The organism is Sphingomonas sp., from assembly GCF_036402235.1.
Taxonomy (GTDB): Bacteria; Pseudomonadota; Alphaproteobacteria; order Sphingomonadales; family Sphingomonadaceae; genus Sphingomonas.
The window spans coordinates 50,962-66,754 of sequence record NZ_DASWTG010000080.1 but is presented as its reverse complement, the minus strand read 5'-3'; the positions used below and the strand labels follow the sequence as shown (position 1 = coordinate 66,754).

At 66.0% G+C, this 15,793-nt stretch carries 22 protein-coding genes and 1 tRNA gene; 17 read left to right on the top strand and 6 right to left on the bottom strand.

Translation table 11 applies throughout. The annotated features are described in order from the left end of the window. Positions 1 to 1,023: DUF2339 domain-containing protein (locus tag VGD28_RS16615; RefSeq protein ID WP_331029467.1), on the top strand; the 1,023-nt coding region annotated here is incomplete at its 5' end. 15 nt (positions 1,024 to 1,038) lie between these two features. Here VGD28_RS16615 and VGD28_RS16610 read toward each other — a convergent pair. Next, the gene (locus VGD28_RS16610; RefSeq protein WP_331029466.1) at positions 1,039 to 1,518 is read right to left on the bottom strand and encodes a DUF6456 domain-containing protein; all 480 of its coding nucleotides are present in this window, start codon (positions 1,516 to 1,518) and stop codon (positions 1,039 to 1,041) included. Positions 1,519 to 1,608: 90 nt separating this feature from the next. Between VGD28_RS16610 and VGD28_RS16605 the strand changes: the two genes are divergently transcribed. Continuing rightward, positions 1,609 to 2,178: a helix-turn-helix transcriptional regulator gene (locus tag VGD28_RS16605; protein WP_331029465.1), complete on the top strand. Its 570-nt coding sequence runs from the start codon at positions 1,609 to 1,611 to the stop codon at positions 2,176 to 2,178. A gap of 80 nt (positions 2,179 to 2,258) precedes the next feature. Further along, positions 2,259 to 2,621: a hypothetical protein gene (locus tag VGD28_RS16600; RefSeq protein WP_331029464.1), complete on the top strand. Its 363-nt coding sequence runs from the start codon at positions 2,259 to 2,261 to the stop codon at positions 2,619 to 2,621. 24 nt (positions 2,622 to 2,645) lie between these two features. On the opposite strand, the gene VGD28_RS16595 is transcribed toward VGD28_RS16600, so the two are convergent. Beyond that, positions 2,646 to 2,721 (bottom strand) — tRNA-Val (locus VGD28_RS16595). A gap of 774 nt (positions 2,722 to 3,495) precedes the next feature. Between VGD28_RS16595 and VGD28_RS16590 the strand changes: the two genes are divergently transcribed. Both VGD28_RS16590 and VGD28_RS16585 read left to right on the top strand, forming a co-directional pair. Then, complete coding sequence (locus tag VGD28_RS16590) at positions 3,496 to 4,383, top strand: hypothetical protein (RefSeq protein WP_331029463.1); 888 nt, start codon at positions 3,496 to 3,498, stop codon at positions 4,381 to 4,383. Beyond that, complete coding sequence (locus VGD28_RS16585; RefSeq protein ID WP_331029462.1) at positions 4,380 to 4,508, top strand: hypothetical protein; 129 nt, start codon at positions 4,380 to 4,382, stop codon at positions 4,506 to 4,508. The genes VGD28_RS16590 and VGD28_RS16585 overlap by 4 nt, the downstream gene beginning before the upstream one ends. A gap of 25 nt (positions 4,509 to 4,533) precedes the next feature. Here the strand turns inward: VGD28_RS16585 and VGD28_RS16580 are convergent, their stop codons facing one another. From VGD28_RS16580 to VGD28_RS16570, 3 genes are all read right to left on the bottom strand, one after another. Next, positions 4,534 to 5,328, bottom strand: a complete 795-nt coding sequence (locus VGD28_RS16580; protein WP_331029461.1) for a DNA adenine methylase — start codon at positions 5,326 to 5,328, stop codon at positions 4,534 to 4,536. Positions 5,329 to 5,481: 153 nt separating this feature from the next. Next, positions 5,482 to 6,315, bottom strand: coding sequence for a phage portal protein (locus VGD28_RS16575; RefSeq protein WP_331029460.1), 834 nt, complete (start codon positions 6,313 to 6,315; stop codon positions 5,482 to 5,484). Continuing rightward, positions 6,236 to 8,350 (bottom strand): terminase large subunit domain-containing protein, encoded by a 2,115-nt coding sequence (locus tag VGD28_RS16570; RefSeq protein WP_414714517.1) that lies wholly within the window; start codon positions 8,348 to 8,350, stop codon positions 6,236 to 6,238. The genes VGD28_RS16575 and VGD28_RS16570 overlap by 80 nt, the downstream gene beginning before the upstream one ends. Positions 8,351 to 8,519: 169 nt before the next feature. Here VGD28_RS16570 and VGD28_RS16565 point away from each other — a divergent pair, with 169 nt between their 5' ends. From VGD28_RS16565 to VGD28_RS16510, 12 genes are all read left to right on the top strand, one after another. Beyond that, positions 8,520 to 9,341 carry a GPO family capsid scaffolding protein gene (locus VGD28_RS16565; RefSeq protein WP_331029459.1) on the top strand — a complete coding sequence of 274 codons (822 nt, stop codon included), beginning with the start codon at positions 8,520 to 8,522 and terminating at the stop codon, positions 9,339 to 9,341. Positions 9,342 to 9,397: 56 nt separating this feature from the next. After that, positions 9,398 to 10,474, top strand: a complete 1,077-nt coding sequence (locus VGD28_RS16560; protein WP_331029458.1) for a phage major capsid protein, P2 family — start codon at positions 9,398 to 9,400, stop codon at positions 10,472 to 10,474. Positions 10,475 to 10,524: 50 nt separating this feature from the next. Continuing rightward, positions 10,525 to 11,382: a phage terminase small subunit gene (gene gpM, locus VGD28_RS16555; RefSeq protein ID WP_331029457.1), complete on the top strand. Its 858-nt coding sequence runs from the start codon at positions 10,525 to 10,527 to the stop codon at positions 11,380 to 11,382. A 108-nt stretch (positions 11,383 to 11,490) separates the two neighbouring features. Beyond that, positions 11,491 to 11,718: a hypothetical protein gene (locus VGD28_RS16550; RefSeq protein WP_331029456.1), complete on the top strand. Its 228-nt coding sequence runs from the start codon at positions 11,491 to 11,493 to the stop codon at positions 11,716 to 11,718. Further along, on the top strand, positions 11,715 to 12,197 hold the full coding sequence (locus VGD28_RS16545; protein ID WP_331029455.1) for a head completion/stabilization protein: 483 nt from the start codon (positions 11,715 to 11,717) through the stop codon (positions 12,195 to 12,197). The genes VGD28_RS16550 and VGD28_RS16545 overlap by 4 nt, the downstream gene beginning before the upstream one ends. Beyond that, a complete protein-coding gene (locus VGD28_RS16540; RefSeq protein ID WP_331029454.1) occupies positions 12,197 to 12,412 on the top strand; it encodes a tail protein X in 216 nt (71 codons plus the stop codon). The genes VGD28_RS16545 and VGD28_RS16540 overlap by 1 nt, the downstream gene beginning before the upstream one ends. Positions 12,413 to 12,414: 2 nt before the next feature. Further along, positions 12,415 to 12,645 (top strand): hypothetical protein, encoded by a 231-nt coding sequence (locus tag VGD28_RS16535; protein WP_331029453.1) that lies wholly within the window; start codon positions 12,415 to 12,417, stop codon positions 12,643 to 12,645. Between the two features lie 129 nt (positions 12,646 to 12,774). Beyond that, positions 12,775 to 13,347: a hypothetical protein gene (locus tag VGD28_RS16530; RefSeq protein ID WP_331029452.1), complete on the top strand. Its 573-nt coding sequence runs from the start codon at positions 12,775 to 12,777 to the stop codon at positions 13,345 to 13,347. Beyond that, positions 13,344 to 13,736, top strand: coding sequence for a hypothetical protein (locus tag VGD28_RS16525; RefSeq protein WP_331029451.1), 393 nt, complete (start codon positions 13,344 to 13,346; stop codon positions 13,734 to 13,736). The genes VGD28_RS16530 and VGD28_RS16525 overlap by 4 nt, the downstream gene beginning before the upstream one ends. Then, complete coding sequence (locus VGD28_RS16520) at positions 13,711 to 13,896, top strand: hypothetical protein (protein WP_331029450.1); 186 nt, start codon at positions 13,711 to 13,713, stop codon at positions 13,894 to 13,896. The genes VGD28_RS16525 and VGD28_RS16520 overlap by 26 nt, the downstream gene beginning before the upstream one ends. Before the next feature lie 3 nt (positions 13,897 to 13,899). Continuing rightward, the gene (locus tag VGD28_RS16515; RefSeq protein ID WP_331029449.1) at positions 13,900 to 14,370 is read left to right on the top strand and encodes a phage tail protein; all 471 of its coding nucleotides are present in this window, start codon (positions 13,900 to 13,902) and stop codon (positions 14,368 to 14,370) included. A gap of 2 nt (positions 14,371 to 14,372) precedes the next feature. Then, on the top strand, positions 14,373 to 15,032 hold the full coding sequence (locus VGD28_RS16510) for a phage virion morphogenesis protein (protein ID WP_331029448.1): 660 nt from the start codon (positions 14,373 to 14,375) through the stop codon (positions 15,030 to 15,032). A gap of 11 nt (positions 15,033 to 15,043) precedes the next feature. On the opposite strand, the gene VGD28_RS16505 is transcribed toward VGD28_RS16510, so the two are convergent. Next, positions 15,044 to 15,676, bottom strand: coding sequence for a hypothetical protein (locus tag VGD28_RS16505; protein ID WP_331029447.1), 633 nt, complete (start codon positions 15,674 to 15,676; stop codon positions 15,044 to 15,046). Positions 15,677 to 15,793: the final 117 nt, after the last annotated feature.

Genomic DNA, 15,793 nt, shown 5'->3' with positions numbered 1-15,793 from the left:
GGCGCCTGGATCGCGCTGCCCTTCGCCGCCATCGCGGTGGCGCTCGGCGGGTGGGCAAGCCGCACCGGCGACCCGCAGCTGCGCCATCTGCCCGCGCTCGCGCTCGCCGCGATCCTGCTCGCCGGGATCGAGCCGGTTCTGCGCTACGTCGCGCTGATCGCCGATTCCGCCAGCAGCGCGCACCTGCCCTATAGCCGGCTCCCCGATCTTGCCGGTGCCTTCCGCCACCTGCTGCCGGCGCTCGCCGCCGCTGCGCTGCTGCTCGCCGGGCGCGCGCAGTTCGGCCGCCTCCGCCCCGCCGTGCTGACCGGCGCCATCGCGGTCGGCCTGATGCTGCTTTACCATCTCGCGAAGCTCCCGCTCGCGATCGGCGACGAGCCCCGCTTTCTCACCCGCGGCTTTGCCGAGCGCGCGCTCATCACCCAGGCGCTGCTCGCCGCCGGCTGGCTGAGTTTCCGGCGCATCCGCCTCCCGGCGCTCGGCCTCGCTCTGTTCGGCCTCGGCCTCATCCGCATCCTCTGGTTCGACCTGCTGATTCTCAACCCGATCTTTGTCCCGCAGCAGGTGGGGAGCATCCCGCTCCTCAACGGCGCCACGATCCACCTCGCGCTCGCCGCGCTGTGGAGCTGGAGCTTCGCGCGCGCGCCGCTCTGGCGTTATCTCGGCATGGGGCTGACCTTTGCCGCTGCCGCCGCCGCGGTGCGCCAGGCGGCGCATGGCGCGCTCCTCACCGGCCCGATCACGACCGGCGAGAATTACGGCTATTCCGCCGCCTTCCTCCTGCTCGCGATCGCCTGGCTCGCGCTCGGCATCCGCAGCGGCGCGCGCGACCTGCGCCTCGCCGGCCTCGCCCTGCTCACTGCGGTGACGCTCAAGGTCTTCCTGATCGATGCCGCGGCGCTCGACGGGCTGCTGCGCATCCTGTCCTTCCTCGGCCTCGGCCTCGCGCTGATCGGTATCGGCTGGGTCTATAACCGCTTTCTCGGCACCACGCTCGCCCCGCCGTCCGCGCCTTCGGCCTGAGAGCACGCCCGCGCGTCACCGCAGCCCGTAATGGTCCGCCACCCGGTCGAGCGCGAGCGTCAGCACCAGCCGTCCGGCGCGCGCCGGCCAACCCAGCGCCTTTTCCGCCACCGGCACCGCCTCTCCGGCGCAGATCACCCGCCACACGATGTCGGCGAGCCCCGGCCCCGCGGCGGCCACCGCTGCATCGAACCGCCGCTTGGCTCCGATCTGCGCAGTCGTCGGATCCGAACCGGCCGAGGGCATCCCGCTCCGCCGCGCCGCGGGTGCCGCGTCCCAGCGCATCGTCACGCGCGGCCCCAGCGCCGCCATCTCGTAATCCGCGCGCAGCCGCTCGCCCGCCTCGAACTGGCGCGCATCGATCAGTTCGCGCGCACGCAGCCAGCCGAGCGGCGATTCGGCCAGGTTCACCGTTACCCGCCGCCCGCTCTTGCGCGCGGGCGCATTGTGGATCACGTATCCGTCCTCGATCGATCGCTCCACCAGCTCGCGCATCCGCACCTCCCGTCATTGCCGAATCAGTCTTGCCATATCGTCATGCTTGTAGGAAAGTGATTTAACCGCATCGGTTATACGGGAAGCGCAATGATCACAGCCATCCGCGAAGTCCGCCGCGCCAAGGGCCTCACATTGGAGGAAGTGGCGCAGCGCTGCGTGCCGCCCACCACGGCGCAGACGATCGGCCGGCTCGAGACCGGCACGCGTACCGTCTCGGTCGCCTGGCTCAACCGCATCGCCGCCGCGCTCGACGTCGACGCCGCCGATCTCGTCCGGCTGCCCGGCCGGCCCGACCTCGCCGTCGCCGCCACGCTCGACGCCGGCGGCGCGCAGGCGCTGCGCCGTCCGGCCACGGTCGCGCCCCCGCATGCCGAGCCCGATCTGGTCGCCGTCACCGTCAGCGGAGGAGTCGGCGATTATCGCGCAGGCGACGTCGTCTGGTGCCGCCGGCTCGCGCCCGCCGCCTTCGCCTCGGCGCTCAACCGCGACGTGCTGATTCCGCGCCCCGCAGGCCGCTTCCTGTTCGGCCGGCTGATCGCGCATGAGGGGGAGGGCGGGCGACTCAATATCCTTCCGCTTGGCCCCGGCGCCCGGCAACAGGTGGTTGCCGATCCGCCCTGGATCGCCTGCGCCGTCCAGCTCGTCCGGCAGCTCTAGGCGCCCGCGCCGGCAACGCTTGCGAAGCGCCCCGGAGAGGCGCATGCTCCTGCCCGTTCCTTTAGGGGAGGAATGCACCAATGAAATATGTCATCGCACTCGCGGCAGTCATGGTCGGGGCAGCGCCCGCATGGGCGGAAGACTGGGATTTCATGCTCACCAACGGCTCGGGCAAGCCGATCAAGACGATCGAGCTGGCCCCTGCCGGAACCACCGATTTCAAGCCGCAGACGGTCGATCCCGAAACGCGGCGCGATCCGGTGATCAAGGTCGGCGGGAAGACCACGGTCCGCTTCGACAAGGCGGCAAGCCAGTGCCGTTACGATCTCAAGGCGACGTTCGAGGACGGCACGACCCAAGTGTGGGCCGGCGCCAATGTTTGCGACAACAGCTACATCACGATCAAGCTCGCGAACGGCAAGGCGACGCTCACCGCCAGCTGAACCCGCGAGGGGCATGGGAGGGAATGGTGGGCGCTGACGGGCTCGAACCGCCGACCCTCTCGGTGTAAACGAGATGCTCTACCAACTGAGCTAAGCGCCCCCGCGAGGGGATGAGGGCGCTTTTACGGGCTTTTGCGGGCGGGTCAACGCGCCGTTCGCGGAACGAAGGTGATACGCGCGGACTGGCGCGGGCCTGAATGTCCCGAACTATTCCCGAAGGATGTTCCTGCTGCGTTCATTTGCGGCGGCGGCGACGCGTGATCGGCAAAGCGACATAAAGTTAGACGGCCCGCCGTAGGGCAGAGAGTAGCACGCGGGAAAACCCCAACATCCCCAACATTCGCGGATTTCAGCCGTTTTTACCCCAACATTTGCGCCAACCTCTCCCTAACCAGATCATGGCAAACCAAACCAATAATTCTCGAAATAAAAACATAATAATATCAATGACATTGGGGTTTATGGTTGGGTTGGTTGGGGTTGCATTGGGGCGAAAGGCCAATTTTAAATCGCCTTGATATCAGTATCTTAGGTCGATTTTCGGCCCAATGTTGCGGATGTTGGGGTTTTCCCGGCACCCGGCCCCGGCAGGGCGGCGACATGCGCTTCAAAACTTCGCGCATCACGCCTGCGTCGAAGCACTGCGCAGGTGCATCAGATCGCATCACGATCGCGAGCCGTTTGTCCGAGGGAACTCCCTAGGGGAGTGTCATCGCATCGAAAGCGACCTAGAAAGCGGGCAGGCGCGGCGGGGGGAAAAGCGCCCGCGTGCGGGTCAGGACAGATGGTGCATACGCACTAGCCGGTCATTGCCGGCCTGCGATGACCCTTTGCGACGTCCACTGGACAGGCTAGGTTCGCGATGAGGGGGAACATGAGCAACAGCCTAGTCACGGTGCACTTCGCCGACCCTGCCGAAGGGGAACGCCTCTATCTTGACCCTCAGATCGTACCCGATCTGGCCAACGCGCTCGGGATGGTGGTCGGCAAAATCCTCGGGGCGTCGCAAATTTTGGGGCAACCGCCTCTACGCCTCGCGGCAATTTCTCCTGGCTCGATCAAGATCGATTACTTGGTCGTTGTTGATGCAGGCGTGTACATATCCGAAACTAGCCCGGCAAAAGGGTGGGGCGAGACCGTCACCATTATATCCGCCGCAGTATCGGCGATGGCCGCTGTCGCGACGCTGCTTGGTCTTGCAGTACCGGCAACTCAGGAAAAGGCGGATGCGCCGTCAAAGGTAGAGCGGCAGCTCATAGACGCAGCCGTACAAAACCGAGAAGTCCGTATTGCTCTCGAGCAGCTACAGCGCGTCGTCGCCAGCTCTGGATCGCGTAATGTCACACTGTCAGTTCCCGGCGCACCATCCTGCAGGCTGATCGACGATGGTAGTTTTGATGTCCGGCTGATTGGATCGCGCGCTAAGCCCGTAGTCACAGTTCCGCGTGAGTATCGCGGCAAGCTGCACATTACCGGTGAGCCGCTAGTTTTCAAAAGGCAGGCTGAACGTCAGCGGCCCGGAGGTGTCGTCACGCTATATCCGGCCTCGGTCGAGATCGATGGGGGACGGGAGCCTTTGCTGATCGAGTGGAACTCTGTGAGACCAGTCCCTGCTCCGCGAAGCCCCGACGTACATGTTGTTGGGAATATTCAGCCGATCAAAATGGATGGCCTCGACCTCCAAACCGAGTCGGCGATACCGCAGCAATTTCGAGATGCGCGAGGGCTGGTGGTCGTGAGCAAGCAGGTGGTCGAGGAATGACCTGCGAAACCAGCGATCCGTTCTTCAATTCATACGAGCGGGGCAAATTCGGTGTGACCGAGCCGCATCCGTTCCCGCACCTGGTGGATGAGCACGGCGTGCCCCGCCTGCCAGGCTCGCGCTGAAGATCCCGCCCCCCGGCGGAGATAGTCAGAAGTTGCGGATCAGCAGCTCGGGCGCCGTTGATCCCTTGCCCTTGGCGACCGTGTAGGTCGTATCGACCTGGTCGAACGCGAACGCCGCGAAGGTCTCACGCACACCCGGCGTGTCATTGATCGAGAGCAAGAACCGCCCCTTGATGCCGGCAAGCTGCGCGGCCAGCGCTTCGAAGTCGCCGCGCGCGAACACGTCCTGGCCATAGTCAGTCTCGCATCCCCAATAGGGCGGATCGAGATAGAACAGGGTGCCGGGACGATCATAGCGACGGATGAATTCGCCATAGGCAAGCTGCTCGATCACGACGCCGGCAAGCCGCTCGTGGATATCGGCGAGCATCGGCTCAAGCTTGGCGACATTGAACCGCGCGCCCTGGGTGACATCGACGCCGAAGTGCCGGCCATTGACCTTCCCGCCGAATGCGAGGCGCTGCAGGTAGAGGAATCGCGCCGCGCGCTGCAGGTCGGTAAGCCGCTCGGGCGGCATGGCCTTCAACCGCTCGAACTCGGCCCGGCTCGCCACGCGAAAGCGCAGCATGTCGATGAAGTAGGGATAGTGCTCCTGCAGCACGCGGAAGAACGTCGCGACGTCGCCCGAGATATCGTTGATGATCTCGGCGCGCGGGCGGCGCCGGCGGCGCAGGAAGATGCCGCCCATGCCGACGAAGGGCTCGGCATAGGCATCGTGCTCGAGCTGGTCGAGGATGCGCACGACGCGGCCGGCAAGGTTCCGCTTGCCGCCGATATAGCCGGCGGCGGGTGCCACTGGCTTTACGCTGGTACTGGACATGTTGGATTTCTCGCTATTCTAGGATCCCCGCCCGGCATGCCGGGAAGCGGGACGGCCGCACTGGCCAATCTGTCGTGGCGAGAATATCCTCGTCGGTGATCCGGGCCGCCACCCGGCTCACCCCCGCCTGGCCTTGCGGCCGGCGGGGGCGCTTCACGCCGCTTCCGCGACCGTGATCCTGCTGTTGTCGAACGTCACCAGCTCGTAGCCGGTATGGTCATTGATCGCTTCGAACTGCGCCTGAAGCGCCTGGATCTCAAGAGCGGTGAACATGGCCATCGACTGAAGGGGGTTGCCCGGCGTCGATCCCTGCGCCGGCACGATACCGAGCAGCTGGGGCGGCACGCGGTGGGCGGCGAGCACGTCGTCGCGCGTCGCCGTCTTGATGCCGAGAAATTCATCCTTAGCCCCCACCTCGGCGATCGGCAGGATCTTGAGGCTTCCTTCCTTGCCGTTCGGCGCATGGACAAACAGGTTCTTGAAGTTGCCCGGCCCCTTGGACCGCTTGAGCGCCTCGCGCATCTTCTCGGTATCGTCGGCGTCGATGTCGCCGGTGGCATAGAGAATATACCCGGCGTGGCTGCCGTTTAGATAGTAGCGGCGCCGGAATAGCGTCGCCGCCTCGTTGAGCAGCGCCGACTGCAGCGCGCTCAGATATTCCGGCACGCCATAGATCTCCTGGTTCACGTCGGGCTGGCGCAGCATGTGCACGCTGTTCGGGGGAAACTCGATCTCGCGGCCAAAGCCGGGCACGAACCAGAAGCGGCCCGGCTCGACGCCGCGGCGCGTATATTTGGCGAGGCTGTGCTCGAACCGCAGCGCGCGGCCCAGCACGTTGTACCGCTCCTCGAGGAAGGCGAATCCGAAGACGAGATAATCCTGTGCGAGCGCGGAGAAGGCCGCCCGGCTAAGCAGCGGCGACGGCACGAACGATGCGGCGAGCAGGTTGCGCTTGAGGTAGATGGCCGAGCTGTGGTGCGGCGACACGCGGAACGCGCGGGCCAGCCCCTCGACGGGAATGGGCGGCTCGTACCAGCGGCCATTGTGCGGGCATTCCAGCATGTCGATCAGCTCGCGCCGGTTGAGCACCGGCTCCGGATCCCCGAAGCTGAAGGCCATCCCGCCAGCATCGCTCTTCTGTTCGACCAGCGCCCCATGTGCGGCCACCGCCGAATCCGCCTTCGTCATCCGCGTCGCTCGCTTCGGCTTCGCCATCGATAATCTCCATGCGCGTCTTCGGCCGCGCCTTGCCGTCGAGTGGTTCGTTGATGAGGATGTGCATGACGGCCCAGGCCAGATCGGCATGGCCGGTGTCGGCGTCGCGGGTCGCCTTGAACGTGATCGCGGCGCCCGATCGGGTGAGCGCCTTCTTTATCGACAGGAACGACGACTGGACGTCGATCCACGCGCCGTCGAACTCGATGCGGCCGCGCGAAAAGCTGTGCTGCGCCTTCATGACCATCTGTGCCTTGGCATCGACCGAATATTCGATCTTCGTCAGGCCGCGCACGCCCTCGCGCTGCAGGCACTGATAAACGCCCGCGCCGACCCCGCCGGCATCGATGCCAAGATAGGTGCAGTTGTAGCGCTTGAGGCGCGCGACGATGAACTCGGCCTGCGCCTGGAAGTCGAGGCCGCGCAGCTGATGCCGCTCAAGCAGCCGGAACTTGCCGTTCGGTCCCTCGGGCGGCAGCGCGATCACCAGCGCCGCGTTATCGCCATCCTCGCTCTCCTGCGGATCATAGCCCGCCCAGACATTGCGGTTGCCGACGGGGCGCGGCGCGAGCAGATCGACGTCGCGCCAATCGACCATCGCATCGACGGTCGCGCGCTGCAGCTCGTTGAACTTGAACGCCGAGAGGCTGTCATCGACGAACTGGCACATCAGCAGGTTGGCGAACTCGTCGGGCGCATATTCGACGCGCAGCTCGTCGATGTCGAACAGGTCGCACCCGCGCGCGGCGGCGTCTTCGATCGTCACGATCTGGCGCCAGATCTTGTCCTCGCACAGCTCGCCCGCCTGCAGCCGGGCATGGCTGACATCGATCGTGACGCGATCTTCCTTTTTCACGCGGCGGTTGCGGCGCTCGCCGGTCCAATAGGGGTGCGCCTGGTGCGCGACCGAGCTGGGCGTCGAGAAATAGGTGCGGCGCCAGCGCTTGTGCATCGCCATGGCGCTGGCGACCTTGTTCAGCTCCTCGAACCCATAGGTCCAGAAGAACTCGTCGAAGTAGAAATTGCCGTGATAGCCCTGCGCGGTGCGCGCGTTCGTGCCAAGGAAGTAGAGCTGCGGCTGATCCTCGCCCTCGGGCAGCGTCTCGGCGCTGAGCACGATCGGGTCGCCCTGCAGCTTGACGCCGACCTTCGCCGCGAACTGGATGATGTAGCCGCGGAAGATATGCGCCTGGTTCTTCGATGCCGACAGGAAGATCTGGTTGCCGCCCCCGCGCAGCGCGTCGAGCAGCGCCTCGCGCGCGAAATACCAGGTCGCGCCGATCTGGCGCGACTTGAGGATCATGCGCGTGCGCTGATCCTTCGCCGCCCACCAATCCTCCTGATAGCCGAACAGCTCGTCTTCGAAGATTTGCTCGAGCTGCTCGACCTGCTCGGTCGTGAAGTGGTTGACCGCCGCCTTCTTGCGTTCGCCGGCGTTGCGGTTGCCGACCTTCTCGTTGAGGTCGCCCTCGTGCCCGCCCGGCGCTTCGTATCGGCGCACGCGCGCGGTCGCGACGACCTGGCGCATCAGCAGGTCGATCTCCTTGAAGTCGCCACCCGTCTTCGCTTCCTTGGCGATCAGCAGGTTGAGCCGGCACTCGAGCGCATCCTCGATCTTCGCGATCGACGGCGCATCATCCCACTTCTCGCGATCCTTCCATGCCTGGACGGTCGGGCGCTTGAGGCCGAGCTCGTCGGCGATCTGCGTCACGCCCCAACCCCGCCAATATAGGCTGCGCGCCTGGCGGCGGGCATCGACCGGAATCGGCATGGTCGATGCAGGGAGGGGTTCGTCGATCGGCGGCATGGCGGCCGGAACCTAGCCACGCCCGCGCGCTGCCATTGAGCCGCCGCCCTTGTAGAGTGCCTCTCTACAAGCCCGCTCGCTTGAGAAGCGCGCCCCCTTCGTCCCCTTTCGCCGGTGTCAGCGCGGCCGCGGCCGCCAGCATCGAACCGACCTGAGGGACCGCAGCAACATGGCCAAGAGCAAGTTCTTCCGCGCTTTCGTCGCCGGCAACACGATCAGCGACGGCCGTGTCATCACGCCCGAGATGATCGACGAGATCGTCGCGACCTTCAACGCGGAGACCTATTCGCCACGCATCAACATCGAACATATCGCGGGCTACAGCCCCGAGCCGCCGTTCAACGGCTATGGCGACGTGATCGCCGTCAAGGCGCAGGACGATGAGATCACCATCGACGGCAAGGCCGAGACCCGCCGCGCGCTCTACGTCCAGGTCGAAGGCAACAAGCAGCTCGTGAAGCTCGCCGCCGACGATCAGAAGCCGTTCCCCTCGGTCGAGATCACCGGCAGCTATGCCGGCACCGGCAAGGTCGGTCTGGTCGGTCTCGCTTTCACCGACAACCCCGCCTCGATCGCGACCCAGAAGGTCAAGTTCTCGAGCACGACCCCCGGCTCGATGTTCGCGTTCGGCACCGAATCGGTCGCGCTCGAGTTCGACGCTGCGCCTGCTGACAGCACGTCGATCGCCGACGCCATCGCCGGCGGATTCGCCAAGGTCGCGGCGATGTTCTCGAAGGAGCCGGAGAAGCCGAAGCAGGAAGAGCCGGCAAAGCCCGCCAACGACAATTTCGACGTCGGCGCCTTCACGACCGCGATCGGCCAGGAGATGGGCAAGCAGCTCGCGGACGCGCTCAAGCCGACCAACGACGCCTTCGCCGCCCTGAAGACCGAAGTCGATGGTCTGAAGGCGAAGCTCGAAAAGACCCCCGACACCAGCTTCAACCGCCCGCCCGCGACCGGCGGCGGTGCCAGCATCCTCACCGACTGCTGATCCCCGACACCCCCTGATCCACCGCCCGCCACTTACTCGCTGCCCAGGAGCACCCGATGCGTAACGCCACCCGCCTCCTCTACACCGCCTATGTCTCGCAGATCGCGCTGATCAACGGCGTCGCCAGCGCGACCGAGCAATTCACGGTTGCCCCCGTTGTCCAGCAGAAGCTGGTCGAGGTTCAGCAGTCGCAGAGCGACTTCCTGACCCGCATCAACCTCGTCGTCGTGCCCGAGCAGGAAGGCGACAAGGTCGGCGTCGGCGTCACGCGCACGATCGCGGGGCGCACCAACACCGCAGCCGGCAACCGCCGCACGCCCACTGCCGCGACCGACACGTCGGACGGCGGCCGCTACCGCTGCGAAAAGACCAACTTCGACACCGCGATCAAGTATTCGACGCTCGACGCATGGCGCCACCGCCCCGAGTTCCAGCAGCTCGTGCGCAACGCCATCCTCAAGCGCCAGGGCATGGATCGCATCCTGATCGGCTGGCACGGCACTTCGGTCGCCGCGCAGACCGATCGCGCGGCGAACCCGCTGCTCCAGGACGTCAACAAGGGCTGGCTCTACAAGATCCGCACCTTCGCGCCGGAGCGCGTGCTCAACGACGGTGCGCTGAGCACCAACCCGACGAAGGCGATCTATGTCGGCAAGGGCGAGGTCTATAACGAGGCCGAGGACAACGCCGCCACCGCCGAAGTCGATTACGTCAACCTCGACGCGGTCGTGATGGATGCGGTCGAGCTGCTCGACGAATGGCAGCGCGACGACACCGAACTCGTCGTGATCTGCGGCCGCGACCTGGTGCACGACAAATACTTCAACATCGTCAACGAGGCCGGCGACACTGCGACCGAGCAGCTCGCGCGCGACGTGCTGCTGTCCGACAAGAAGGTCGGCGGCCTGCGCGCGGCCCGCGTGCCCGGCTTCCCGGCTGGCGCGCTGCTGATCACGCGGCTCGATAACCTCTCGATCTACGAGCAGGAAGACACGCGTCGCCGGCACCTCAAGGATGAGCCGGCGCTCGACCAGGTCGAAAACTACGAGAGCGTCAACGAGGCCTATGTCGTCGAGGAATACGGCCTGTGCGCGCTCGTCGAGAATATCGTCATGGGCAAGAAGCCGGCCTGATCGCCGGCTGACGCCACCCCTGTAGCCCGCTCGCCCCAAAAGGATCCGCAATGAGCCTCGCTCGCAAGCACCGGGAACGCATCCTGGCAACCAAGTCCGAAATGGCGGCCGCTCCTGTCGAGGCGAGCGGGCTCACCCAAGATACCGCGCCCCGGGGAGGGGTAACGACCGCGCGGCCGAGCTTGGCCCGCGCGCACCGGGACCGCGCGCTCGCGCAGGCATCCGCGACGGCCCAGGCCAGGCACGCGGTCCCCATCGATCACGATCCCGGCACGCCGCAGGAGCGCGCGACCGCCCAGATCAACCTGCGCCTGCAGCACGATCTGCGCCGCCTGCGCGACATCCAGTCGATCGAGAAGAAGATCGACGCCAAGCGCGAAATGCTGCCGGAATATGCCGCCTGGGTCGATGGTCTGGTCGCGGCCGGCGTCGGCCTCGAGGAAGACGTGCTGCCGACCGTCATGATCTGGCGGATCGACACTGGCGACTTCGCCGGCGCGATGGCGCTGATCGAACATGTGCTCGAGCACGGTATCCCGCTGCCCGCCCGCTACGAGCGCTCGGCCGCTGCGCTGATCGTCGAGGAAGTCGCCACGGCCGCGATCAAGATCCAGCAAGCCGGCACCGCCTTCGACTTCGACATCCTCGCGCGCATCGACATGCTAACCGCGCAAACGGACATGCACGACCAGATCCGCGCCAAGCTCAAGAAGGCGATCGGCGTCGAGCAGATGCGCGGCGCGCTGAGCGAGGCCGGCGACGCGTGCATCAACGCCCCGCTCGCCCGCCTCGCGCTCGAGACGTTCGGCCGCGCGCGCAGCCTCGACCAGCGCGTCGGCGTCAACGACCGAATCAAGAAGCTCACCAAATTGCTGCCTGCACCGGACACCTCGGCGCAGACCGGCTGACCAGCTCGCCCCCCGGCGTCGGGGGCGGATCGCGCATGGCGGGAGGGGCTTCGGCCTGAGGGCCGCCAGTGACCCGATCCCCACCCCCGAAACTCAAGGATTGCCGCAATGCTCGCCCTCTTCATCGGACTCCTCGGCGCGCTGGTGATGATGGCGGGCATGATGATGGTCGCGATCGGTATCGCCGGCATCTTCGTTTCGGTCCCGCGCCTCGGCGGCACCTGGTTCGGTCGCCCGGTCTGGCATTGGCTCGCAGCCTCGATCGCCAACTTGCTGATCGGCTTCGCCATCTATTTCGCCACGGCCTGCGCCGTTGGCTGGACGCTGATGCGATGAGCGACTTCGTCTTCGACAGCACGCCGACGGCACCCGCCGAGCCGCAGGCCGAGGCTGTCGTCACCAACGATGGCTGGTTTCCGAACGTCGAGCCGGCGGATCTGCGCAAGGATGTACGCGTGCGGGATGCCGTCACGCCCGATCGGCTGCGCGGCGCGATCGTGCGCGCCATGATAACCGTCAACCGCCAGCTGCAGAGCTGGAAGGCGATGCACGTCGCCGATGGCCGCGCAAGCCTGGCAGCGATCCCCGCCGACATGATCGACGGCAAGAGCCAGTTCGTGCAGCTCTACGCGGCCGCCATCGCTGCCGCGACGAAGGTCGAGCTGGTCGAGCGATATCGTGACATCGACTTGACCGGCGCGGGACAGCGCCAGGTCGATGAACTCGACGCCTCGCTCGGCGAGCTGCGCCGCGACATGATCTACGCCGTGCGGGATCTGCGCGGCGAAGGTCGCACCGTGGTGGATCTGATCTGATGGCGGACAAGCTCCACGCACGCCAGGGCGACACGCTCGACGGGCTGCTGTTTCGCGAGCGCGGTCTCGTCGCGGCTGCTTTGCCTGCCGTGCTTGCCGCCAATCCCGGTCTCGCGCGCCTCGGGCCGATCCTGCCCCTCGGCACCGCCGTGGTCGTGCCGCCCGCCGCAATCGAAGCGACCGCCACGCGCGACGTCGTCAGCCTCTGGGATTGAAAATGGACACCAACACCCTGATCGCCGCGCTCGCCAATGCCGGCCCCTTCGGCATCATGTGCTGGATCCTGCTTCAGCAGCGCAAGGAAGATCGCGCCGAGCGCCGCGAGCTGGATGAGCAGCGCCTCGCCTATGACAAGGATCGTCTCGCCACCGACAAGGCGCTGTCGGCCTCGCTCATGGCGCTCGCGATCAAGATCACCGGGAAGCCGATCGATGTCGAAAAGCCCTGAAATGGCACTCGCCAGCCATGGCGTCCGCGTCGCCGCTGAGCTGCTTCACGCTGCCTGCCAGGCCTCGCAGTCGATCCGGCTCAAGCCCGCACCCGCAACTGACCGTCCAACCGGGAGGAAGAAGTGACCATGAAGCCTGCCGCTCGCCCGCGCCTGACCGAGGCGCAGGTGCTCGCTATGATCGCCGCGCTGCCCCTCGCGCCCGGCAAGGGGACGGACAAGCTCTTCCTGGTCGGAATCCGCGGCTACTACCGCGACACGATGGGGAAGCCGGGTGCCAATGATCGCGGCATCTATGACGACGCGCTCTGCATCGTCGCGCCCGGCGTCCATTTCAGCACTTGGAACGGCAACACGGATCCCTCGCGCTACCGTGACGGCGCGGGCACCGGTGCAGGCAAGGGCATGGCCGTGCTCAAGCCGGGGCTGTGGCGCGCGCATCGCTTTGGCCTGCACAAGGGCCAGTATCGCGCGCTGATCCAGATCGGCGGGGCGGTGACCGTCACACGCGACGGCAATCCGCCCTATGACGACACTGGCTATTTCGGGATCAACATCCACAAGGGCGGCTACAACACGACCTCGTCGGAAGGGTGCCAGACCATCCATCCCGATCAATGGCCGGCCTTTATCGCGACGGTGGACAAGCTCGCCAAGCAGCTCGGCGTCGTCACTGTGCCCTACGCGCTGGTCGAAGCATGAAGCCCTGGCTCGCCCTTATCGCCGCGATCGTCGCGGCCGCGCTGCTCGCCGGCACCTATGCCTATGGCCGCTCGGACGGCCGCGCGATCGAGCGCGACAAGCAGGCCGAGGCGCGCAAGGCAGTCGAGGCCGACCGCAAGCAACGGGAGCAGCGCGTCGACCAGGTCGGCGGCGGCGTGGCGGTGGCCGAGACGCAGCGCCAGGACAATGTTCGGGAGATCTATCGTGAAAGCCACACCGTCACTGAGCGGCCTGTTTATCGCAACGTCTGCGTTGATGCTGACGGCATGCGCCTCCTCGATCGAGCCGCTGCCGCAGCCAATGGCGCGGATCCCGGAAGCGGATCTGCAGGAGCCGGGCAAGGTGCCGCTGGCGAGCCGCAACCCTGACGGTGGCCAGGATGGCGCGCGCGCGCTCGAAAGCCAGCTCGGGCTTTACGACGTGGCCGGCAGCTTCCGGCACGACCTGATCGCCCTGCGGTGCAAAGTGCGCGCGTCGCAGAAGATGGCGCTGCCCAGCTGGTGCCCGCTCGCCCGCGAGGTGCAATAACCCATGCTGCACAAGCCGGCCTCTCTGCGCGCGCTGCTCCTCGCGAAGGTGCCCGCGATCCGGGACAATCCCGACATCCTGTCGATGTTCGTCGATAAGGGCCGGGTGCTCGCGCGCGCGACCGGCAACCTGTCGTTTCAGTATCGCTACACGCTCAACCTGGTCGTGCAGGATTATGCCGGCGAGATCGACCACCTCATCTTGCCGCTATTGCTCTGGATCAGCCGCGAAGAGCCGGAGCTGCTCGAACGCGCGCCGCAGGAGCCGATCCGCTACGAGTCCGAAATCCTCGACGGCGACTCTGCCGACGTGTCGATCTATCTCGAGCTGTCCGAGCGCGTGCTCGCCGTCTGGGATCAGGCACAGGGCAAATATGTCGTGACGCACCTAAACGACGCGAACCCCGCGCCGGCGTTCGACGCCGAGGGAGCGACGCTGCAGCACCCGGCGATCTCGCCCGACCCCTCGGCCTGAACATGGCCGACGCCGGCCTTGAGCGAATCGAGGAACTGTGCGGCGCCTTGCTGCAGGGCTTGTCCGGTGGCGCCAAGCGCCAGCTCCTCCGCACCGTCGCTCGCCAGATCGCCACGTCGCAGCGCGAGCGCATCGGCCGCCAACGCGAACCCGATGGCTCGGCCTTCGCGCCGCGCAAGGCGAAGCAGGCCGCGGCGCCCGGCGCCTATCCGCTGCGCTTCCTCTATCCCAAGGGCGCCGACGAACCGCGCCTAGTCACCATGGCGAGCTGGGTGCGCCAGGGGCCGCTGATCACTGGCTTCGACCAGGAGGCCGGCGCGATCCGCAGCTTCTTCTGGGACCGCGTCGCCAAATGGCTCCCAACCGGCGATGTCGCCGGTTCAAAGGGTAAGTATCGGCGGAAGGGCGCAATCCGCCAGCGCGCCATGTTTCGCAAGCTGCGCAACGGCCGCTTCCTCCGCAGCGGCGCGACGGACGCCGAGGCATGGGTCGGCTTCAGCGGTCGCGTCGCCGAGATCGCGTGGGTGCACCAGGAGGGCGGGACCGATCGCGCGGCCGCAGGTGCGCGCCCGGTCCGCTACGCTCGCCGCGAGCTGCTTGGTTTGACCGAGGCCGATCGCGCGGCCATAATCGAACAAGTGCTCGAGCACATCGCCAGCTAACCGGCGAACCGTTAGAGCGCCTCAGCCTCTGCGATCATGGCGGCCAGATAATCGAGGTTCGCCTTTGCTACCGATGCGGGATGATCATCGATCAAGTGTTTCCCCAGATGCTTCTGTGGTGGCTTGAGTACGACTGACCCTCTCGTCGTGATGGAAGCTAGGCGGCTGGTCTCCGGATAATCAACGATCCTAGATTCAATCGGAAGCGATATGTCATTCCCTTCCGGGTCAACGCCCACAATGCTCAGGCCGCGACTGAAATTTAGCTGCATTCCCGTTATTTGGGTTCCGCTTTTCAAACCGGGTGTCTCACCAACCGCGAAGCGTCCTTCTAGCCGGTTGTAAGGGGGTTGATGACGAACGACGTCCTCCAGGCCATGTTCGGCAGCGTTTCTGGCCTCAAACATATATTGGAGGAGCTCGTCGTCGCGCCGCTCACGTTTTTTACCACCGAACCACTGCCGCGACTGCGGCGACGACTTGGAACCTTGCTCCAGTAGCGTCCATACGCTCTTCGCGGCGACAATCAGCGTGTACCAGCTATCCGAAAACTCGTCGTGATTGCTGGCAGATGCTAAGAGGGCGTGCGCCTTCTGAGCTATCGCCAAGCGGCGAGATGCTTGAGCAATAGCTGCCTTGTCCATTGCAGCCACGTCTACTGGCGATCGTGCCAACTATGCAATGCCGCGCTCTGGCGCGCAGCGGGTTCGGTTTGTTCGTTCGCCCACCTGGTTGCAGCTCGAAAAGTACGGCCGCAGGCT